18 protein-coding genes and 1 riboswitch are annotated in these 21,320 nt (G+C 67.7%); of the genes, 11 read left to right on the top strand and 7 right to left on the bottom strand.

Features of this window, described 5'->3' with window-relative positions; all coding sequences use genetic code 11:
- The first annotated feature begins 1 nt into the window (after nt 1).
- Entirely contained in the window at nt 2-2,941 is a 2,940-nt protein-coding gene (locus SL003B_RS17080) for an EAL domain-containing protein (RefSeq protein WP_013654116.1), read from the top strand.
- 38 nt (nt 2,942-2,979) lie between these two features.
- Here SL003B_RS17080 and SL003B_RS17075 read toward each other — a convergent pair whose 3' ends face one another.
- The 4 genes from SL003B_RS17075 to ispH are packed head-to-tail and all read right to left on the bottom strand — an operon-like array spanning nt 2,980 to nt 6,396.
- Entirely contained in the window at nt 2,980-3,927 is a 948-nt protein-coding gene (locus SL003B_RS17075) for a diacylglycerol/lipid kinase family protein (RefSeq protein WP_013654115.1), read from the bottom strand.
- Nucleotides 3,924-4,403 (bottom strand): ribonuclease HI, encoded by a 480-nt coding sequence (gene rnhA, locus SL003B_RS17070; RefSeq protein ID WP_041375609.1) that lies wholly within the window; start codon nt 4,401-4,403, stop codon nt 3,924-3,926. The genes SL003B_RS17075 and rnhA overlap by 4 nt, the downstream gene beginning before the upstream one ends.
- On the bottom strand, nt 4,400-5,365 hold the full coding sequence (locus SL003B_RS17065) for a homoserine kinase (RefSeq protein WP_013654113.1): 966 nt from the start codon (nt 5,363-5,365) through the stop codon (nt 4,400-4,402). Before SL003B_RS17065 ends, rnhA begins: the two co-directional genes overlap by 4 nt.
- A 5-nt stretch (nt 5,366-5,370) precedes the next feature.
- Nucleotides 5,371-6,396: a 4-hydroxy-3-methylbut-2-enyl diphosphate reductase gene (gene ispH, locus SL003B_RS17060; protein ID WP_013654112.1), complete on the bottom strand. Its 1,026-nt coding sequence runs from the start codon at nt 6,394-6,396 to the stop codon at nt 5,371-5,373.
- Between the two features lie 193 nt (nt 6,397-6,589).
- Here ispH and SL003B_RS17055 point away from each other — a divergent pair, with 193 nt between their 5' ends.
- From SL003B_RS17055 to tyrS, 8 genes are all read left to right on the top strand, one after another.
- Nucleotides 6,590-7,231 carry a hypothetical protein gene (locus SL003B_RS17055; RefSeq protein WP_013654111.1) on the top strand — a complete coding sequence of 214 codons (642 nt, stop codon included), beginning with the start codon at nt 6,590-6,592 and terminating at the stop codon, nt 7,229-7,231.
- A gap of 156 nt (nt 7,232-7,387) precedes the next feature.
- A riboswitch (glycine riboswitch) is annotated at nt 7,388-7,492 on the top strand.
- Nucleotides 7,493-7,666: 174 nt separating this feature from the next.
- Complete coding sequence (gene gcvT / locus SL003B_RS17050; RefSeq protein ID WP_013654110.1) at nt 7,667-8,806, top strand: glycine cleavage system aminomethyltransferase GcvT; 1,140 nt, start codon at nt 7,667-7,669, stop codon at nt 8,804-8,806.
- 36 nt (nt 8,807-8,842) lie between these two features.
- Nucleotides 8,843-9,214, top strand: coding sequence for a glycine cleavage system protein GcvH (gcvH, locus tag SL003B_RS17045; protein ID WP_013654109.1), 372 nt, complete (start codon nt 8,843-8,845; stop codon nt 9,212-9,214).
- Nucleotides 9,215-9,216: 2 nt separating this feature from the next.
- Nucleotides 9,217-9,702 (top strand): OsmC family protein, encoded by a 486-nt coding sequence (locus SL003B_RS17040; RefSeq protein WP_041375608.1) that lies wholly within the window; start codon nt 9,217-9,219, stop codon nt 9,700-9,702.
- Between the two features lie 309 nt (nt 9,703-10,011).
- Nucleotides 10,012-11,358, top strand: a complete 1,347-nt coding sequence (gene gcvPA, locus SL003B_RS17035) for an aminomethyl-transferring glycine dehydrogenase subunit GcvPA (protein WP_013654107.1) — start codon at nt 10,012-10,014, stop codon at nt 11,356-11,358.
- The gene (gene gcvPB, locus SL003B_RS17030; RefSeq protein WP_013654106.1) at nt 11,355-12,947 is read left to right on the top strand and encodes an aminomethyl-transferring glycine dehydrogenase subunit GcvPB; all 1,593 of its coding nucleotides are present in this window, start codon (nt 11,355-11,357) and stop codon (nt 12,945-12,947) included. The genes gcvPA and gcvPB overlap by 4 nt, the downstream gene beginning before the upstream one ends.
- Nucleotides 12,948-13,225: 278 nt before the next feature.
- Nucleotides 13,226-13,810, top strand: a complete 585-nt coding sequence (locus tag SL003B_RS17025; protein ID WP_013654105.1) for a hemerythrin domain-containing protein — start codon at nt 13,226-13,228, stop codon at nt 13,808-13,810.
- Nucleotides 13,811-14,026: 216 nt separating this feature from the next.
- A complete protein-coding gene (tyrS, locus tag SL003B_RS17020; RefSeq protein WP_013654104.1) occupies nt 14,027-15,298 on the top strand; it encodes a tyrosine--tRNA ligase in 1,272 nt (423 codons plus the stop codon).
- Between the two features lie 85 nt (nt 15,299-15,383).
- On the opposite strand, the gene SL003B_RS17015 is transcribed toward tyrS, so the two are convergent.
- Both SL003B_RS17015 and SL003B_RS17010 read right to left on the bottom strand, forming a co-directional pair.
- Nucleotides 15,384-16,523, bottom strand: coding sequence for a site-specific DNA-methyltransferase (locus tag SL003B_RS17015; protein ID WP_013654103.1), 1,140 nt, complete (start codon nt 16,521-16,523; stop codon nt 15,384-15,386).
- A 131-nt stretch (nt 16,524-16,654) separates the two neighbouring features.
- The gene (locus SL003B_RS17010) at nt 16,655-17,338 is read right to left on the bottom strand and encodes a DNA-3-methyladenine glycosylase I (RefSeq protein ID WP_013654102.1); all 684 of its coding nucleotides are present in this window, start codon (nt 17,336-17,338) and stop codon (nt 16,655-16,657) included.
- Nucleotides 17,339-17,538: 200 nt separating this feature from the next.
- Here SL003B_RS17010 and SL003B_RS17005 point away from each other — a divergent pair, with 200 nt between their 5' ends.
- A complete protein-coding gene (locus SL003B_RS17005) occupies nt 17,539-19,047 on the top strand; it encodes an AMP nucleosidase (RefSeq protein WP_013654101.1) in 1,509 nt (502 codons plus the stop codon).
- A 285-nt stretch (nt 19,048-19,332) separates the two neighbouring features.
- On the opposite strand, the gene bfr is transcribed toward SL003B_RS17005, so the two are convergent.
- Nucleotides 19,333-19,818, bottom strand: a complete 486-nt coding sequence (bfr, locus tag SL003B_RS17000) for a bacterioferritin (protein ID WP_013654100.1) — start codon at nt 19,816-19,818, stop codon at nt 19,333-19,335.
- 275 nt (nt 19,819-20,093) lie between these two features.
- Here bfr and SL003B_RS16995 point away from each other — a divergent pair, with 275 nt between their 5' ends.
- Nucleotides 20,094-21,287, top strand: a complete 1,194-nt coding sequence (locus SL003B_RS16995; protein ID WP_242390268.1) for a TsoY family (seleno)protein — start codon at nt 20,094-20,096, stop codon at nt 21,285-21,287.
- The last annotated feature ends 33 nt before the right edge of the window (nt 21,288-21,320 follow it).

Here is a 21,320-nt window from a genome sequence, read left to right as displayed (position 1 = left end):
CATGGCGCCCAACCCGATACTTCTTCGCGCCATGTTGCCCACGATCCAGGATCCGTCGACGCGTATCGGCCGATGGCTCACCGCACTCCTGACGGCTGCTGTCGCGGTTCTTGCCGCCACCTGCGCCTATGCGCTCGAGCCGATCCAGGTGCCGCTCGATGTCGACGCGCTGGAACTGACCGACGTCGTCGAGTTCCACCGCGACGCCGGGTCGCGCCTGCAGGTGTCCACCGCGCCGGGCGCCGACGGCATCGTGCGCCGCATCGAGGTGATGTCGCGCGACGGCGAAAACACCAACTGGGCGGTGTTCGCCCTGACCAATTCCAGCGACGAGCAGATCGACCGGCTGATCGTTGCGCCGTTCTTCCAGCTCGTCGGCTCGCGGCTGATCTGGCCAGACCTCGGCTCCTCGCGCGTCGCCTCGATCACGCCGAGCCAGGGCATCGCGCCCGAACGCCAGAAGAGCCTGGAGGCGGACGTCTTCCTGATCACGCTGGATCCCGGCGCCATCGTCACCTTCGTCGCCGAACTGACGACGCCTGAACTGCCCCAACTGCGCGTCTGGGAGCCGGACGCCTACAAGGAGACCGTCAACGCCTACACCCTCTATCGGGGCATCATCCTCGGCATTTCGGGTCTGCTGGCGCTATTCCTGACCATCCTGTTCGTGGTCAAGGGCACGGCCATGTTCCCGGCTACCGCGGCGCTCGCCTGGGCGGTGCTCGCCTATCTGTGCATCGATTTCGGTTTCTGGAGTCGCGTCTTCAACTTGACCCAGGGCGAGGACCAGCTCTATCGCGCCAGCGCCGAGGTCATGCTGGCCGCCAGCCTGATCATCTTCCTCTACACCTATCTGAACCTGAATCGCTGGCACATCCGCTACAGCCATCTGGCGCTGGCGACCCTGACCATGCTTCTCGGGCTTCTCGGCGTCGCGGTCTGGGACCCGTCGATCGCCGCCGGCATCGCCCGTATCGCGCTTGGCATCATCGGTGTCCTCGGCTTCGTCACCGTCATCGTCCTCGCCCTTCAGGGCTACGACCGCGCGATCATGCTGATCCCGACCTGGTTCCTGCTGATGGTCTGGCTGGTCGGCGCCGCCATGACCGTGACCGGGGCGCTGGCCAACGACATCGTCCAGCCGGCGCTCGGCGGCGGCCTGGTGCTGATCGTGCTGCTCATCGGCTTCACCGTGATGCAGCACGCCTTCGCCGGCGGCGCCATCGTGCAGGGGCTGATCTCCGACGTCGAGCGGCGTGCTCTCGCGCTCACCGGCGCCGGCGACATCATCTGGGACTGGGACGTCGACCGCGACCGCATCTACACCGGCAACGAGGTCGAGGACCTGCTCAACCTGCGCCACGGCACGCTCGACGGCCCGGCGCGCGAGTGGCTCGACGTGCTGCATCCCCAGGACCGTGACCGGTTCCGCGCCACCCTCGACGCGGTCATCGACCAGCGTCGCGGCAAGGTTCAGCAGGATTTCCGCCTGCGCTCGGAAGACGGCCATTTCCGCTGGTTCCGCCTGCGCGCCCGCCCCATCCTCGGTTCGGATGCCGAAGTCATCCGCTGCGTGGGCACCCTGCTCGACATCACCGACCAGAAGACCGCCGAGGAACGCATGCTGCACGACGCCGTGCACGACAACCTCACCGGCCTGGCCAACCGCGAGCTGTTCATGGATCGGCTCAACGCGGCGCTCGCCCGCGCGCGGGTCGACGCGGCCGCGATCAAGCCGGCGGTCCTCATCCTCAACCTCGACCGGTTCAAGCAGGTCAACGACGGCATCGGCATTTCGGCCGGCGACTCGATCCTGCTCACCGTCGCCCGGCGTCTCGACCGCCTGCTGCAGCCGCAGGATTCGCTGGCGCGCCTGTCCGGCGACCAGTACGGCCTGATCCTCCTGTCCGAGCAGGAGGCCGACAGGATCGCCCAGGTCGCCGACAGCCTGCGCAAGGCGGTGCGCGCGCCGATCACCTTCGGCGACCGCGAGGTGTTCCTGACCTGCTCGATCGGCTTCGCCCTCCACGACGGCGGCCGCCAGTCGGCGGAGGAACTGGTCACCGACGCCGAAATCGCCCTCAACCACGCCAAGCGCCTGGGCGGCGACCGGCAGGAGGTGTTCCGCCCGATCCTGCGCCCGCTCGGCCGCAACGTCATCGACCTGGAAAGTGAGCTGCGCAAGTCGATCAAGGAGGAGACGCTCGGCGTGTTCTTCCAGCCGATCGTCCGCCTCGCCGACAAGTCGGTCGCCGGCTTCGAGGTGCTGGCGCGCTGGAAACATCCCAAGCGCGGCCAGATCTCGCCGAGCGAGTTCATCCCGATCGCCGAGCAGTCGGGGCTGATCAACGAACTCGGCCTCTACGTGCTGGAAAAGGGCGCGAAGCAGCTGGCCGAGTGGCAGCAGCGCCTGCCGATGCCGCAGCCGCTGTTCGTCAGCGTCAACATGTCGTCGCGGCAGCTGCTACGCCACGACCTGATCAACGACGTCAAGGCGATCCTGTCGCGCTCGTCGATCGTCCACGGCACGCTCAAGCTGGAGCTGACCGAGTCCGTGGTCATGGCCAACCCGGAATACTCCGCCAAGGTGCTCGAACGCCTGCGCGCGCTCGGCGCCGGCCTGTCGCTCGACGACTTCGGCACCGGCTATTCCTCGCTCGCCTACCTGCAGCGCTTCCCCTTCGACACCATCAAGATCGACCAGTCCTTCGTGCGCCCGAACGGGCGCGCGGCGCGCCCGGTGATCCTGCGCTCCATCGTGGCGCTCGGCCACGACCTCGGCATGGCCGTGGTCGCCGAGGGCGCGGAGGGCGAATCCGATGCCCTCGAACTGCTCCAGCTCGGCTGCGAATACGCCCAGGGCTATTATTTCGGCCAGGCCATGTCGGCGGAGGAGGCGACCGCGCTGATCCGCAAGACGGCGCTCGCCGAAAGCGCCTGAGCGCTCTGACCTGACCCGTTGCCCGCTCGCGACCCCGCTCAGGGTACCAGGATCGACAGCGCGTCGGGCGCGGCAGTGATTTCGACCGGAGTCCTTCCGAACGGGTCGCCGTCGACCTGGGCCGGCACGGCGTGGGTGCTGGCGATGCGCAGATGGGCGAAGGGACGCAGCCGCACGCCGCGCGCCTTGTGCACCCGCCCGAGCAGCAGCGCCAGGCCGAAGCGCAGCGCCGACAGCGGCCCGTCCTTCTCCAGCGCCAGCAGATGCAGTCCAGGCCGGCTGACCGACGCGTCCGGGCACACCGTGAACGGCCCGCCGTAGCAGCGCCCGTTGGTCGCCACCGCCAGGCGGCAGACGATCCGCTCGCCGTCGGCGGTTGCCTCCAGGTCGCGCCCCTTGCGGGTGAAGGCGAGCCTCAGCGCCGTGATCACATAGGCAAGCTTGCCCAGCCGGCGCTTCAGCGCCAGCGGCACCGCATGGACGACCTCGGCGTCGAAGCCGGCCGAGGCCATCAGCACGAACGGCCGCCCGTTGGCGAGGCCGTAGTGCAGCGGCGCCGTCTTCCGGCGCAGCATCATCCGCGCTAGGCCTTCCGCGCTGGTCGGCAGGCCGAGTTCGTGGGCGAGCACGTTGGCAGTGCCGAACGGGATCACGGCGAGGTCGGGCGGCATCGGGTTCGACTGGAAGCCGGTGATCGCCTCGTTGACCGAGCCGTCGCCGCCCGCCACGGCCAGGATGCCGACGGCCAGTCGCGGATCGGCACAGATCTCGCCGATCTCGCCCGCGCGCGTGGTCAGCCGCACCTCGACCTCGCAGCCGCCGGCGGCGAGATGCGCGCGCACGGCGTCGAGGAACCGCGGCCGGTAGCCGCCCGAGGTCGGGTTGGCGACGATCAGGACCTTACGCGCCTCCAGGGCGATCGGGTGATCGTCGCGCCGGTCCGTTCGGTCCGCCACTATGGCGGCGCGTTTGCGCAGCGCGCTCACGCCGGGCTCTCCGCCCCGTTCCGCCTGCCATTGCGCTGATAGGGCTTCATGCCCTCGCGGGCGAGTTCGTCGGCGCGCTCGTTCTCGGGATGGCCGGCATGGCCCTTGACCCAGTGCCAGGAGATCTTGTGGCGCTTCTGCGCCTCGTCCAGCGCCTGCCAAAGCTCGGCGTTCTTGACCGGCTTCCTGTCGGAGGTGCGCCAGTTGTTGCGCTTCCAGTTGAACATCCACTTGGTGATACCGTCGCGCACATAGACGCTGTCGGTATAGAGGTCGACCGTGCACGGCCGCTTGAGCGCGTTGAGCGCCTTGATCGCCGCGGTCAGCTCCATCCGGTTGTTGGTCGTCTGCGCCTCGCCGCCGGACAGTTCCCGCGTGTGTTCGCCGAACTGCAGGATGGCGCCCCAGCCGCCGGGGCCCGGGTTGCCCGAACAGGCGCCATCGGTGTGGATCGTCACCCGCGTCTCGCTGCTCATGCGTCCAGTCCGTAGGCGCTGGCGCTGGACACGCTGCGGTGGAAGCGCAGCTTCTTCAGGTATTCCAGCGGATCCTTCGGCGTCACCAGGGCGCCCGGCGGCACGCGCAGCCAGTCGTGCAGCCGGGTCAGCAGGAAGCGCAGCGCCGCACCGCGGGCGAGCAGCGGCAGGGCGCGGAATTCGGCCGGCGTGAACGGCCGCACCCGCCGGTAGGCATTCAGCAGCGCGCGCGCCTTGGTCACATTGAACGACAGGTCCGGCTCGAAGCACCAGGCGTTGAGACAGATCGCGACGTCGTAGGCGAACGCGTCCGTGCAGGCGAAATAGAAGTCGATCAGTCCGGACAGCTCGGTGCCGATGAAGAACACGTTGTCGGGAAACAGGTCGGCATGGATGACGCCGCTCGGCAGGCCGCCGGGCCAGGCCCGCTCCAGTGCGTCCAGTTCCTCGGCGATCTCCCGGGCGAGCCCGGCCGCCACCGTGTCGGCCTCGGCCGCGCTCTTGTCGAACAGCGGCCGCCAGTCGGTCACCGACAGCGCGTTGCGCCGGCTCATCGGGAAGTCGGCGCCGGCCAGGTGCAGGGCTGCGAGGCCTGCGCCGAGCGCTGCGCAATGCTCGGGACGCGGCCGGCGTACCCACATGCCGTCGAGAAAGGTCACCATCGCCGCCGGCCGGTCTGCCAGCGTGCCGAGCATCCTTCCATCGCCGGCGACCAGCGGCGTCGGGCAGGAGATGTCCCGGGCCGCCAGGTGCTGCATCAGGCCGAGGAAGAACGGCAGGTCGGCCGGGTCGACGCGCTTCTCGTAGAGCGTCAGGATGAAATGGCCGGCCTCGGTGTGGACCAGGAAGTTGGAATTCTCCACGCCCTCGGCGATGCCCTTGCAGGACAGCAGCCGGCCGATGTCGTATCTCTCGACGAAGGCGGCCAGATCCTCGTCGGCGACTTCCGTGTAGACGGCCATGGGGCTTACTCGGCTGCGGCGGCGCCCGGGGCGTCCGCGGTACCGCGCAGCTCGCGCGGCAGGTTGAAGGCGATGGTCTCGTCGGCGGTGCGCACCGTCTCGACGGTCACGTCGAAGCGATGCGCGAAGGCGGCGATGATCTCCTCCACCAGCGTCTCCGGCGCCGAGGCTCCCGCCGTCAGGCCGAGCGAGCCAATGCCGTCGAAATCGGTCCAGTCGATCTCGGCGGCGCGCTGCAGCAGCACTGCCTTCGGGCAGCCGGCGCGTTCGGCCACCTCGCGCAGGCGCTGCGAATTGGATGAGTTCGGCGCCCCAACCACGATCATCGCGTCGACCGACGGCGCCACCGCCTTGACCGCCTCCTGGCGGTTGGTGGTGGCATAGCAGATGTCTTCCTTGTGCGGTGCCACGATGTCGGGAAAGCGCTGCTTCAGGACGTCGACGATGCTCCGGGTGTCGTCCACCGACAGGGTCGTCTGGGTGATGAAGGCAAGCTGGCGTCCGCTCTTCGGCCGGTAGGCGCGGGCGTCCGCTTCCGTCTCGATCAGGGTCACCGAGCCCGCCGGCAGCTGGCCCATGGTGCCGATCACCTCCGGGTGGCCGGCATGGCCGATCAGCAGGATCTCGCGGTCGCGGCGGAAATGGATCTCCGCCTCCTTGTGCACCTTGGACACCAGCGGGCAGGTGGCGTCGAGATAGAACATGTTGCGCAGCCGCGCATCCTCGGGCACCGCCTTGGGAACGCCATGGGCGGAGAAGATCACCGGCCGGCCGCGGTCGGCGTCCGGGATCTCGTCCAGTTCCTCTACGAACACCGCGCCCTTGGCCTTCAGTCCGTCGACGACGAACCTGTTGTGCACGATCTCGTGGCGCACGTAGACCGGCCGGCCGTATTTCTCCAGCGCCAGTTCGACGATCTGGATCGCGCGGTCGACGCCGGCGCAGAAGCCGCGCGGCGCGCACAGCTTGACGGTCAGCGCCGGCAACGCGCCGCCGGAGGCGGGCAGGGTGGGGTCGGGAGCCTGGCTCATAGGCGCAATAGACGGATGCCCCCCAGGCCTGTCAAGGGGCGTGTCAACGGCCTGTCACATGTCCGCCAGGCCGTCATGGGGCCGGCAGGGAGTCCCTTCCGCGCCTAGGGTGCTCCGCACGGCGGTGCGTCTCGCCAAGCCGAGGTTCACCTGCTATAGACGTCGGCCGGACCTGTGTGACGAGGGAATGGGAATGCGCATGCTGCACGATCTGGGGAGAACGCGCCGCCTTCGGGCGCTGCGGACCGCGCTGGTCCTGGCCGGTGCCGGCCTGCTGGCGGCCTGCGGATCGGGCGTGGAGCTGCCGTCGCTCGGCGGCGGCTCGGACACCGGCGGCTCGCGCACCTCCGGCGTCATGAGCAGCATCACCACCTCGGGCAAGGGTCCGATCGAGGTCGACCGGGAGGCCTTCGCCAAGCAGCCCCACTGCCCGCGCCTGGAGCTGCGTCAGGACACGTTCCTGATCATGAAATACGAACGCGGCAAGGAGGACGACCCGCGCCACATGCTCTACCAGGCCAACTTGGAGAACTGGGCGCGCGAGTGCCGTCGCGAAGGCGAGCAGACCCGCGTCAAGGTCGGCCTGTCCGGCCGCGTCACGCCGGGCCCGGCCTGGCCGGGCGGCGAGATCGTCCTGCCGGTCCGCATCGCCGTGCTCGGCGCCTCGCCCGACGCGCCGCTGGTGTCGGAGGTCTTCTCCGTGCCGGTCACGGTCGGCGCCGGCTCGCCGGCGGAACTGTGGAGCCTGGTCGAGGACTCCTTCCTGCTGCCGCCCGATTCCGGCCTCAAGATCGTCTTCGGCTTCGACGAGGGGCCGCAGAAGAAGAGGCGCTGAGCGAGCGGCACGCACCGCGCGCGACGCGTGTTGACAAGGCCGTGACGGAATCCGACAATCGCGCTCGCCGGCTTGGGTCGTTGCGAGTCGGCGGATCGGTGTTGTCCCGACAGGGGGGTCCGGAAGGACATCCCATGAGGATAAGCCCGGTCGAAGAAGGCCTCAGCGGGAGAGGCCGGACGCGAACCGCAAGGGGCGCGATCCGGCGCCGAAGGAGCAACCGCCCCGGAAACTCTCAGGCAAAAGGACCGCTGGGCAAGCAACGCTCTGGAAAGCAGCGGACGTCCGGCCTGCCGGAGGCAACGCTCACCGAAGGAGTAACCGCACGCCGCCGCCGGCGCACCGCGGGAAATCTCTCAGGTTCTCGGACAGAGGGGGCGCGGATGGACCGCTACGGGTCCGTCCTGTCGCCACTGATGCCGAGGACCGGAACGAATGGCTGATGCCGATGTCTCCGCGGAGCTGATGCAGACTCCGCTTCACGACCTGCATGTCGAGCTTGGAGCGCGCATGGTGCCCTTCGCGGGCTATGCCATGCCGGTCCAGTATCCCGCCGGCATTCTCGCCGAACATCTCCACACCCGCGGCAAGGCCGGCCTGTTCGACGTGTCGCACATGGGCCAGGCCTGGCTGGTCGGGCCCGACCACGAGACGACCGCGCGCGCCCTGGAGGCCTTCGTGCCCTCCAACGTGGTCGAGCTCGGCCGCGGTCGCCAGCGCTACACGGTGCTGCTCAATGCCGAGGGCGGCATCGTCGACGACCTGATGGTGACGCGTCCGGTCGCCGAGGACGACGACGGCCGCCTGTTCCTGGTCGTCAACGCCTCCCGCAAGGACGTCGACTATGCGCTGCTGCGCGCCGGCCTGCCCGATGCCGTGCGTCTGGAAGTGATCGAGGACCGCGCGCTGATCGCCGTGCAGGGGCCTAAGGCCGTCGCCGCCGTCGCCGCCCACGCCCCGGACGCCGCCCGGCTCGCCTTCATGACCGCCGCGCCGATGGAGTTCGACGGCATCGCCTGCCACGTCTCGCGCTCCGGCTATACCGGCGAGGACGGCGTTGAGATGTCGGTGCCGGCCGGCGCCGCCGAGGCGATCGTGCGTGCGCTGCTCGCCGACGAGCGCGTGCGGCCCGTCGGCCTCGGCGCCCGCGACAGCCTGCGCCTGGAGGCGGGCCTGTGTCTCTATGGCCACGACCTCGACGAGACCACCTCGCCGGTCGAGGCCGACATCGCCTTCGTGCTGCAGAAGCGCCGGCGCGTCGAGGGCGGCTTTCCCGGCTCCGGGCGCATCCTGGGCGAACTGGCCGGCGGGACGGGGCGCAAGCGCGTCGGCCTCAGGCTCGACGGCCGGGCGCCGGCGCGCGAGGGGGCGGAGATCCGCCTGCCCGGTGGGCCGATCGTCGGGGTCGTCACCTCCGGGGGCTTCGCACCGAGCCTTGGCGCCCCCGTCGCCATGGGCTATGTCGCCGCCGGCCATGCCGTCCCGGGCACCGAACTCGCCCTCGTCGTGCGCGGCAAGGAACTGCCGGCGACCGTGGTCGCCATGCCCTTCGTGCCGCACCGCTATCACCGCTGATTTGAACCCGAACACCCCTTCCGGAGACCGAACCGAATGAGCACCTACTTTTCCAAGGACCACGAGTGGATCAAGGTCGACGGCGACATGGCCACCGTCGGCATCACCGACTACGCCCAGAGCCAGCTCGGCGACGTCGTCTATGTCGAGCTGCCCGAGGTCGGCAAGGCGCTGAAGCAGGGCGAGGAAGCCGCCGTGGTCGAATCCGTCAAGGCGGCCAGCGAGGTCTACGCGCCGATCGACGGCGAGGTGGCCGAGACCAACGGGGCGCTCGTCGACGAGCCGGGCAAGGTCAACGAGGATCCGGAAGGCGCGGCCTGGTTCGTCCGGCTCAAGGTCGTCGACGCCGGCCAGTTCGCCGCGCTCATGGACGAGGCCGCCTACAAGGCCTACGTCGAGACGCTGTGATCATGGCCGGGCACCTCTACACCGCCGAAGTCGTCTGGAGCCTCAAGGGCGAGCTCGACAAGGGCCGCTATTCCCGCGGGCATCTGTGGCGGTTCGACGGCGGCATCGAGGTGCCCGCGTCGGCGTCGCCCTCGGTCGTGCCGCTGCCGCATTCGGTGGCGGCTGCGGTCGATCCGGAAGAGGCCTTCGTCGCCGCCGTCTCCTCCTGCCACATGCTCACCTTCATCGACATCGCCCGCCGGGAAGGGGTGCGCGTAGTGGCCTACGAGGACAGGGCCGAAGCGCTGATGGAGCGGATCGCGCCGAAACGGATGGCGATCACCAAGGTGACGCTCAGGCCGGCCCTGACGCTCCAGGCGGACGCCGCCCCCGATCCGGCCCTTCTCGAGGCGCTGCACGAAAAGGCGCACGAGCTGTGCTTCATCGCCAATTCGGTGAAATGCGACATCGCGGTCGAGGCGGCGCCGGTGACGGTGGTGGCTCCTTAGTCCCGCGGGATGTCACACCGAGGAGCCGCGGAACGGCGTTTCGAAGGATGGCCAGGGGCCGGAGCGGATCGCCCATTCTTCGAGACGGATCTTCGATCCTCCTGAGGATGGGCGGGAAACGGAAGACGGAAGCGGCCTCGCCCCTCGACCGCCATCCCGGAGGAAGCGCAAGCGGAGATCCGGTGAAGACCGATAGGGCTACGGCCCGCCGATCCCGGGTCTCACGAAGCTCGCCCGGGATGACGAATTGAGGGGGTGGCGGTCTGCCAACCCCTCTTGGAACAAATGACAACGACCAGGAGCCGCGTCATGCGCTACCTACCGCTCACCGACACCGACCGCGCCGACATGCTGGCGCGCATCGGCGTCGGCTCGATCGACGAACTGTTCGCCGACATCCCCGAGGCCGCGCGCCTCAAGGGCCTGGTCGACCTGCCGCGCCGCAAGGGCGAGCTGGAGGTCGAGCGGCACCTGTCGCGTCTGGCAGCGAAGAACGTCGCCGCCGGCTCGGTACCGTTCTTCGTCGGCGCCGGCGCCTACCGCCACCACGTGCCGGCAACGGTCGACCACCTGATCCAGCGCTCCGAGTTCCTGACCTCCTACACGCCCTACCAGCCGGAGATCACGCAAGGCACGCTGCAGTACTTGTTCGAGTTCCAGACCCAGGTGGCGCGATTGACGGCGATGGACGTCGCCAACGCTTCCATGTACGACGGCTCGACCGGCACCGGCGAGGCGGTGCTGATGGCGCACCGGGTCACCCGGCGCACCAAGGCGGTGCTGTCCGGTGGCCTGCATCCCCAATACCGCGCCGTCGTCGAGGGCCTGTCGGGCATGGCCGACGACACGGTCGTCGCGCTGCCGGCCGACCCGACCGGCACCGAGGACATCCTGTCGCGCATCGACGACGACACCTCCTGCGTCGTCGTGCAGAGCCCGTCCTTCTACGGCCAGCTGATCGACCTCAAACCCATCGCCGAGAAGGCGCATGCCCACGGTGCGCTGCTGATCGCCGTCTTCACTGAGGTCGTCTCGCTCGGTCTGATCGAGCCGCCGGGCGCGCAGGGCGCCGACATCGTCGTCGGCGAGGGCCAGTCGCTCGGCAACGGCCTCACTTTCGGCGGGCCCTATGTCGGGCTGTTCGCCACGCGCCAGAAATACGTCCGCCAGATGCCCGGCCGCCTGTGCGGCGAGACGGTCGACGCGGAAGGCCGCCGCGGCTTCGTGCTGACGCTGTCGACCCGCGAGCAGCACATCCGCCGCGAGAAGGCGACGTCCAACATCTGCACCAATTCCGGCCTGTGCGCGCTCGCCTTCACCATCCACATGACACTGCTGGGCGAGGCCGGGCTGACCCGGCTCGCGCGCATCAACCACGCCAATGCGGTCAAGCTCAAGAAACTGCTTGCCGCCGTGCCTGGCGTCGAGGTGCTGAATTCCGCTTTCTTCAACGAGTTCGCCGTCGCCCTGCCGAAGGTCGCCGATCACGTCGTCGAGGCGCTCGCCGACCGCGGCATCCTCGCCGGCGTGCCGGTGTCGCGGCTGGAGCCGCGCAACAAGGACCTTGCGAACCTTCTCGTTGTCGCCTCGACCGAAATCAATACCGATGAAGACCGTGCCGCCTTCGCGGCGGCCCTCAGGGAGGTGCTGGCATGACCATGAACACCCAGGGCCGTCCGACCGCGCCCGGCGAACCCGAGACCTCGTTCCGCCCGAAGACCTTCACCGGCAACCGCGGCCTCGACATGGAGGAGCCGCTGATCTTCGAGATCGGCCGCACCGACACCACCGGCGTCGACCTCGACGAGCCGGCAGAGTTCGCCCCCGAGCTCGGCGCTCATGCCCGTAGCGCACCGATCGGTCTGCCCGGCCTCGCCGAACCGGAGGCGATGCGCCACTACGTGCGCCTGTCGCGCAACAACTACGCCATCGACTCGGGCCTCTATCCGCTAGGCTCCTGCACCATGAAGCACAACCCGCGCCTCAACGAGAAGATGGCGCGGCTGCCGGGCTTCGGCGACATCCATCCGCTGCAGCCGCTGTCCACCGTCAGGGGCGCGGTCGAGCTGCTCGCCGAACTCGGCGACTGGCTGATGGAACTGACCGGTACCGCCGCCATCGCCCTGAGCCCCAAGGCCGGCGCCCACGGCGAACTGTGCGGCATGATGGCGATCAAGGCCGCGCACACTGCCGCCGGCCGCGATCCGAAGATCGTGCTGGTGCCCGACAGCGCCCACGGCACCAACCCGGCGACCGCCGCCCTGCTCGGCTACCGGGTCGTCGCCGTCGACGCCCGCGACGACGGCACGGTCGACGTCGCGGCGGTGCGCGCGGCGATCGCCGCCCATGCCGGCGATGTCGCCGCGATCATGCTGACCAACCCCAACACCTGCGGCCTGTTCGAGCGCGACATCGTCGCGATCGCCGAGGCGATCCATGCGACGGACGCCTATTTCTACTGCGACGGCGCCAACTTCAACGCCATCGTCGGCAAGGCGCGCCCCGGCGATCTCGGCATCGACGCCATGCACATCAACCTGCACAAGACCTTCTCGACGCCGCACGGCGGCGGCGGCCCGGGCTCCGGCCCGGTGGTGCTGTCGCAGCGCCTGGCGCCGTTTTCGCCGCTGCCCTTCGTGCGCAAGACCGCGGACGGGCCGGTGCTGGTCGAGACCGAGGCGGGTCTTGAGCCCGGCGAACGTCCGTTCGGCCGCATGACCGCCTTTCACGGCCAGATGGGCATGTTCGTGCGCGCGCTCGCCTACATGCTCAGCCACGGCGCCGACGGCCTGAAGCAGGCGTCCGAGGACGCGGTGCTCAACGCCAACTACGTCCGCGTCGGCCTGCAGGACCTGATGAGCCTGCCGTTCGGCGAGCGGCCCTGCATGCACGAGGTGCTGTTCGACGACACGTTCCTGAAGGACACCGGCGTCACCACGCTCGATTTCGCCAAGGCGATGATCGACGAGGGCTACCACCCGATGACCATGTATTTCCCGCTGGTCGTCCACGGCGCCATGCTGATCGAGCCGACCGAGTCCGAGAGCCGCGCCGCGCTCGACCTGTTCGTCGCCACCCTGCGCGACCTGGTCATGTCGGCCAAGCGCGGCGAGACGGAGCGCTTCACCGGCGCGCCCTACCTCGCCCCCCGCCGGCGCCTCGACGAAACCCGTGCCGCCCGCGCCCCGGTGCTGACCTGGACGCCTCCGGCTCCGGCCGAGGTCTCGCCGCAGGCGGTCGAGTAGGAGAGGGCAGCGCGTCCTCCGGCGGACTTGCCGGCGCCTGCCGCACCCTCCGGCCCTCTCCCCCTTGGGGCGAGAGGGCGCGCAGCCGATGGAAGCCGGGCGTTCCGGCCGGTTCGGTACGGTCGCAAGCGCGGCCCGTTGCCGATCGGCGCCGTCGCGCTATGTCGCGACAAGGGACCGGCAGGTCTCCGGCGGATCTTCGGCACCTCTCCGGAGGGAAGTCGGAGGGAGGTCGGAGGGAAGTCGGAGTCGCTGACCGGCGGCGAGGAAGGGCCTGCATGACCGACAAGACGCATCTCGACAGCCGCGGCGGACTGCCCGCGGAATGGCTATTTCTTTTGGAAAATCATCCGCGTAGCGGCTGGCGCGGGCACCCGAATCTGGGTCCCATGGCCGACTTCTGGCTCGCCCGCCACCAGGGTTTCCGCGATCTCGGCACCGTCCTCGACGACGCCCTTGCCGGCTTCCGCGAGGGCCGCCTGGAGGCCCGCTCCTTCGCCACCTTCTTCGCCCCGAGGCTGCAACATTTCCTCACCGAGCTGCACCACCATCACATGATCGAGGACCACCACTATTTCCCGGTCTTCGCCGCCGCCGAGCGCCGGCTGGCGGCGGGCTTCGACCTTCTGGAAGCCGATCACGAGTTGATTCACGAGCGAATCCAGAGGGTTGTCGGACGGGCCAATGACCTGCTCGCAGCCCTCGGCGGCATCGATCGGGACCGCGTCCGGCGCGCTGCCGACGCCTATGCCGACGACGGCGGCCTGCTGCTGCGCGGACTTGTCCGACACCTCGACGACGAGGAGGACCTTATCGTGCCGTTGATTCTCGACCGCGGCGAGGGCGCGCTCGGCGTCGGCTGACGGACCGCTCTTGACAGCGCGCTCCCCCTGGCGCATCACTGCGCCCATGATCAGGATGTCCGCCCCCTCCGCCGGATTTTATTATTACGCGACGCACTCTTAGGCGGCCCGCGTTCGATCTTGTTCATCCCTGACAGTACCGAATGACCAAAAGCCGCCGCGTCAGGCGGCTTGTTCGTTTCAAGGCTCTCCTGTCGCGGCAAAGGAGATCCAGAAATGACCGTCCATGCCCGAAGCGCATCCGCCAGCCGTCTGAAATCCGAGGCACTTCAAGTGCTTGTGGATCGCGGTCTGGTCCACCAATGTACCGATCTGGAGGCGCTCGATGCCGCCTTCGCCGCAGGTCCTGTCACCGCCTACGCCGGTTTCGACGCCACCGCGGCAAGCCTCCACGTCGGCCACCTGGTGCCGCTGATGACCCTGCGCTGGCTGCAGAAGCTCGGCCACAGGCCGCTCGTCGTGCTCGGCGGAGGCACCTCGCTGGTCGGCGATCCGAGCTTCCGGAACGACGCGCGACCGCTGCTCACCGAGGCGCAGGTGACGGAAAACATTGCCGGAATCCGCCGCTCCATCGAGGGCGTGCTCGACCTCGACGACAGCGAGGGCGCGCGTCTGGTCGACAATGCCGAGTGGCTGACCGAGTTCCGCTTCCTGGAATTCCTGCGCGACTACGGCACCCAGTTCACCGTCAACCGGATGATCACCTTCGATAGCGTCCGCTCGCGCCTCGACGCCCAGCAGCCGTTGACCGTGCTCGAATTCTGCTACATGATGCTGCAGGCGGTTGATTTCCTTGAACTTTCACGTCGTCATGAGTGCCGGCTGCAGGTCGGCGGCTCGGACCAGTGGGGCAACATCGTCAACGGCGTCGAACTGGCCCGCAAGACCGATGGCCGGCGGCTGTTCGGGCTCACCGTGCCGCTGGTCACCACGGCCGGCGGCGCCAAGATGGGCAAGACCGCCGCCGGCGCCGTCTGGCTGCATCCCGACCACCTGTCGCCCTTTGCCTTCTGGCAGTTCTGGCGCAACACGGCCGACGCCGACGTCGGCAAGTGCCTGCGTCTGTTTACGGATTTGCCGATGAGCGAGGTCGGGCGGCTCGCCGTTCTGGAAGGCGTGGAGCTCAACGAGGCAAAGAAGATCCTCGCCACCCAGGCCACTGGAGTGGTCCATGGCCCGGCCGCTGCCGGCGCCGCGCTGGAACAGGGCGAGGCGCTGTTTGCCGGCGGCGAGGCCAGCGCCCGGCCGACCCACGAGGCGGACTGCGCCCGCCTTGCCGCCGGCCTCGGCCTGCTCGACCTTCTGGTCGAGGTCGGCCTTGCCGCCAGCAACGGCGCGGCCAGGCGGCTGATCGAGGGCGGCGGATTGCGGCTCAACGGCGAGACAGTCGCAGATCCGCGCCGGACGGTGACGGCCGCGGATCTGACCGACGGCCGGCTGACCCTGGCCGCCGGCAGGCGGCGCAAGGCTGTGGTGGCGTTCCGCTGAACGGCCCTGTCGACACAAAGACGCCCCCGGCCGGTGTGGTCGGGGGCGCAGGGTGCTCGCGGGGAAACGCGAAGGTCCGTCCTGCTTATGGCCGCAGGCGGGATCGGATGATCTGTCGAAGCGCATCGATCGGCGCGCGTGTGCCGTCTTCCTCGATGTGCCAGAAGGTCCAGCCGTTGCAGGCGTCCGCCCCCTGCACCAGCGCGCCGACCTTGTGGATCGAGCCGGTATGATCGGCGCTCGCCAGCGAGCCGTCGGCGCGTACGATCGCCTTGTGGCGTCCTTTTGAACAGGTCAGCGTTGCGCCGGGCTGGAGCAGTCCTGCTTCGAGCAGCGAGCCGAACGGGATGCGCGGCTCGGCGCGCTTGCCCTTCTGCATGTCCAGGCAGGCGCCGCTCGCCGGCTCGACGGCTGCGATGCGCGCCGTCGCGGCGTCGATATAGGCCTGTTCACGTTCGACGCCGACGAAGTTGCGACCGAGCTTGCGGGCGACGGCCCCGGTCGTGCCGGTACCGAAGAAGGGGTCGAGCACGATGTCGTCGGGCTTGGAGGAGGCGGTAAGCACGCGGTAGAGCAGGGCCTCAGGCTTCTGCGTCGGATGGACCTTCTGGCCGCCGCCGTCTTTCAGACGCTCGGCGCCGGTGCACAGCGGCAGGTGCCAGTCGGAGCGCATCTGCAGGTCGTCGTTGAACGCCTTGAGGGCGTCATAGTTGAAGGTGTAGCGGGCGTCCTTCGAGGGCGCGGCCCAGATCATCGTCTCATGGGCGTTGGTCAGCCGCTTGCCGCGGAAGTTCGGCATCGGGTTCGACTTCACCCAGACGACGTCGTTGAGGATCCAGAAGCCGAGATCCTGCAGGATCGCTCCGACGCGGAAGATGTTGTGATAGGAGCCGATGACCCAGATCGAGCCGTCCTTCTTCAGCACCCGCCTGACCGCCAGCAGCCAGGCGCGGGTAAAGGCGTCATAGGCCTCGAAGCTGTCGAACTGGTCCCAGGCGTCGTCGCAGGCGTCGACCCGCGACTGGTCTGGCCGGTGCAGGTCGCCGCCGAGCTGGAGATTATAGGGCGGATCGGCGAAAACCAGGTCGACGGACCTGGACGGCAGCTTCTCCAGGGCGGCCACGCAGTCGCCCTTGAGGATCGTGTTCAGCCAGGCCGGCCGGACGAGATCGTCTTGAGTCTTCTGGGGTGCCCCGAAAGGCACCCCGGTACGCAGAACAGTCATTGCGACGCAAAACCTCACGCAATTTCGAGGCTCATGGTTACCCGGTTTGGTAAATCAGCGGTTAAGTTCAGAGGGTAATTTTTTGTTCTGATTCAATAGTTTGTTTACTGTAGTAAATGCTTTACGAGAAGTTAATCGGGGTCGCTATGGGAAAAGGCCAGAATTCTGCTGATCTCGGTCAGGCTGGCGCCGGATTCGGCCTTCCATTGGTTAAAGGCTCCCTGGATGGCGGCGAGCGACTTTTTCGACAAGGACGTCCCGTCGACGATGCCCTCGCGCCGGAGCGCCGCCAGGACCGAGGCGGAGAGGATGAAACTCTCCTTGCCCATGAAGCGCAGGGCATACTGGCCAGTGTTGCCGCCCAGCCGGCTGCCCCTGGTCTTGAGAAGGTCCATCAGGCCGATCTGGTCGCTTGCGGGCCAGGCGGCGAGCACGGCCGACGCGCTGCCGCCGTTCCGGGCGAGGTCGCGCAGGAACAGGGCGTTGTCGCGCACCGAATGGATCTTGGCGGCGTTGCGCACGACGCGGGCGTCAGACGCGAGCGCATCCAGCCGCTCGTCGGGCCAATGTGCGATGCGCGCCGGGTCGAAGCCCTCGAACGCCTCTTCGAAGCCCGGCCACTTCGCGTCGATCACCTTCCAGTTGAAGCCGGCCTGGAAGATGCAGCGGGTGAACATGGCCAGCCAGCGGTCGTCGCCGATGGCGGCAAGTTCCGCTTCGGTTCTGGGCTGCGTCTCGCCGAGCAGCGCCGAAAGCGCGGCCTCGCCGCCCTTGTTGGCCGCCGCCATGGCGCGGATGTCGTGAAATGACCGCATGGCATCCCCCGTCCTGCCGCCACACTAGTCCACTGTGCCCGGCGGCCGCAATGGTCCGACGGTGGCGGTGCCACGCCACAGTACGTTGAAAATTTACGCGGACGATGAAAATAATTTCACAAATGGCGGCCATCATCCTTGACGTCCGGTCCCCGCGTCAGGATTCTGTCCGGTTAATTACAAGAACAAGGAGAACCGATTTGATCGACTATTCCCGCCCGAATCCCTTTGCCGCCCCACGCGCCGTTACCCTGGCTCCCGCCGCTTCGCTCGAGCCGTTCCGCGATGCCGACAAGGCGGTGGAGCGCCTGATCGGCTTGTTTGAGCGCAACACCGCATTCATCCGCGAGGCATTCCAGAACCTGGTCGACGGCCGTCCTCCAGAGGGCCGGATCAGGGCCTTCTATCCCCAGATCCGGCTGGTGACCGAAAGCCACGCCCGGCTCGACAGCCGCCTTGCCTACGGTTTCGTCTCCGGCCCTGGCATTCATGCCGCGACGGTCACGAGGCCGGACCTGTTCCGTCGCTACTACACCGAGCAGCTGTCGCTTCTGATGCGCAACCACGACGTACCGGTCCTGATCGGCGACAGCGACACGCCGATCCCGCTGCATTTCGCCTTTTACGACGGCACCCATGTGGAAGGGGCGGCGGCGGCGAGCCTCGACCGTCCGCTCGCCGATACGTTCGACCTTCCAGACCTGACGCTCATGGACGATGCCATCGCCAACGGCACCTACGAGCCGGTCGACGGCATCATGCCGCTGGCGCCGTTCACCGCACCCAGGGTCGACTATTCGCTGCACCGCCTGCAGCATTACACGGCGACCGCCGCCGAGCATTTCCAGAACTACGTGCTGTTCACCAATTATCAGTTCTACATCGACGAGTTCTGCCGCTTGGCCGAATCCGTGCTGGCCGGCCCGGCGATCGGCTACGAGGCCTTCGTCACGCCCGGCAACGTCGTCACGCCGGCAGGTGCGGCGGCGCCCATCTCGGGTACGGCGCCGGCCAAGCTGCCGCAGATGCCGGCCTACCATCTCAAGCGTGCGGACAGCAGCGGCATTACGCTGGTCAACATCGGTGTCGGACCGTCGAACGCCAAGACCATCACCGACCACATCGCGGTCCTGCGCCCGCATGCCTGGCTGATGCTCGGCCATTGCGCGGGGCTGAGGAACAGCCAGACGCTCGGCGACTACGTGCTCGCCCATGGCTACGTGCGCGAGGACAACGTGCTGAACCAGGACCTGCCGACCTGGGTGCCGATCCCGCCGCTGGCCGAAGTCCAGGTGGCGCTGGAGGACGCGGTCGCGGAAGTGACCGGCCTGGACGGCTACGATCTCAAGCGGGTCATGCGCACCGGAACGGTCGCCTCGATCGACAACCGCAACTGGGAACTGTGGGACCAGCGCGGCCTGGTGCAGCGATTCTCGCAGTCGCGCGCCATCGCGCTCGACATGGAATCGGCAACGATCGCTGCTAACGGCTTCCGCTTCCGCGTGCCCTACGGCACCCTGCTGTGCGTCTCTGACAAGCCGCTGCACGGCGAACTCAAGCTGCCCGGCATGGCGACCGACTTCTACAAGCGGCAGGTCGGCCAGCACCTGGAGATCGGTATCAGGGCGATGGAGAAGCTGCGCGCCATGCCGCACGAGCGGCTGCATTCGCGCAAGCTGAGGAGTTTCGCCGAAACGGCGTTCCAGTGAGTGGGGCCGCCGGAGCAGGCAGGAAAACGCACGGTCCTGGCCGCCGTCAGACTGCTGACCCCCCCTCTAAACGCGTCATCCCGTACGCAGAGAAGCGCAGATGCGGGATCGGTGAGCCGGGGCCTCCCGGTCACTTTATTGAAATCGTTGACCGTGACTCTCCGGTTCTGGCTCGCGCTCCGCTTGGCCGGAGGGACACCGGAGAGGCTGCAAGTTTGTCAACAAGCTGACGCGCGGCTTGCGACCGCGCGTTTCGATGGTGGGATGGGGTTCGTGCTTGTCTGATTATTCGACTTCGTTGGCGGGCGCGGCCTGAAGTAGGCCGTAGCGTTCGACGCCGATCTTGTCCAGCAGTTCGAGCTGGGTTTCGAGGAAGTCGATGTGGCCTTCCTCGTCCTCCAGCAGCTCCTCGAACAGGTGCATGGAGACGTAGTCGCCTTCCTCGCGGCAGATCTCGCGCGACTTGGAATAGGACGCGCGCGCGTCATATTCGCCCGCCAGGTCGCATTCCAGCACTTCCTTGATGTTCTGGCCGATCCGCAGCGGGGCGAGCTTCTGCATGTTCGGGTGACCTTCCAGGAAGATGATGCGCGACGTGATCTTGTCGGCGTGCTCCATCTCCTCGATCGATTCGGCACGCTCCTTCTTGGCCAGGCGCGTATAACCCCAGTCGTCCAGAAGGCGGTAGTGCAGCCAGTACTGGTTGATCGCCCCGAGTTCGAGGAACAGGGCTTCGTTGAGCCGGTCGATGACCTTCTGATTGCCTTTCATTGCGCGTCTCGCTCACTGCTTGGGATGGGTTTTTGATGAGCCCAGGATGGAAACTTTGATAGTAGTTTAGAATGATTCTACGTTCTTCGTCCAGAGGCAGATCGGCGAAGGCGTGGATATCCGCGCCTTTTCTCGGTGTCGGAGATGTCCCCTGCACGGCTGCGGCGTCGCACCGCACCAAGCTTGATCGATATCATTTGGCGGCGGCTCCGCGTCTATTATATTCAATAAAATGAAATCAATGAGGTGTTGTCATGCCGTTTCGATTGCCCGCAATGAGCGAGCGTTACACGCCGCTCTATTTCCTCGCCGCGCTGGGCGCCGGCGGACTTGCAGTGACCTTCTTTCTCTACCTGATGTTCTGGATACCGCATCCGGGACAGAGCGTGCCGGTGTTCGAGGACATCGCGGCTGCCTTTGCGGCCGGCGGCCTGGGCGTGAAGGCGATGATCGGCCTGGCCTATGCCGGCATCGCGTTCTTCGCCGTCCTGCACATCCGGCTGCTGATCTGGAATCTGCGCGAATATGCCGGGTTCCGCCGCACGGTCGCCTACTCGGCATTGCGCTCCGGCAACGCCGAGACCCAACTGCTTGCCGTTCCGCTGACGCTGGCCATGGCCATCAACGTCGGCTTCATCCTCGGTCTCGTGTTCGTGCCGCGCCTGTGGAGCGTCGTCGAATACCTGTTCCCGCTGGCAATGGTCGCCTTCCTTGCGGTCGGGGGCTACGCCTTCCTCCTGCTCGGTGACTTCTTTGGCCGCGTGCTGACCAAGGGCGGCTTCGACTGCGCGCGCAACAACAGTTTCTCCCAAATGCTGCCGGCCTTCGCGCTGTCGATGGTCGCCGTCGGCCTGTCGGCCCCTGCCTCGATGAGCGTCACGCCGCTGACCGCCGGCATAAGCTACATCGCCTCCAGCTTCTTCATGGTGTCGGCGGTCATCCTCGGCGCGGTCGCCCTGTTCCTGGGCTTCCGCTCGATGATGGAACACGGCGCCAACGAGGAGGCCGCGCCGACGCTGTGGGTCGCCATCCCGATCATGACCGTGCTGTCGATCGCCATGCTGCGCCAGTCGCACGGCTTGCATGTCCATTTCGCCGATCATGCCGGCGCCGCGGAGAGCTTCACGATGCTGACCAATATGGTCGCGGTCCAGGTTCTGTTCGGCCTGTTCGGCTATGTGGTGCTGCGCCGACTGGGCTACTTCGCCCGCTACGTCTGGGGCGACCTGCGGTCCCCAGGCTCCTATGCCCTGGTCTGCCCGGGCGTCGCGCTGTCCGTGCTGCTGCAGTTCTACCTCAACAAGGGCCTGGTCGAGGTCGGGCTGCTGGCCAAGTTCTCGCCCGCCTACTGGGCGATCACCGCGGTTGCGCTCGTCCTCCAGGCCGCCTCGGTCTGGCTGGTGCTGCGGCTGAACGCCAAGCACTTCGCGGCTCGGGAAACCGCGCCCCGGGTCGCGGCCGCCGAATAGTCTCCCTCCCCCAGGAGACCTTGGCGGGGGAAC

The organism is Polymorphum gilvum SL003B-26A1 (assembly GCF_000192745.1).
Lineage (GTDB): Bacteria > Pseudomonadota > Alphaproteobacteria > Rhizobiales > Stappiaceae > Polymorphum > Polymorphum gilvum.
The sequence above is the reverse complement of the archived record's forward strand: the minus strand, read 5'-3'. Positions and strand labels throughout refer to the sequence as shown.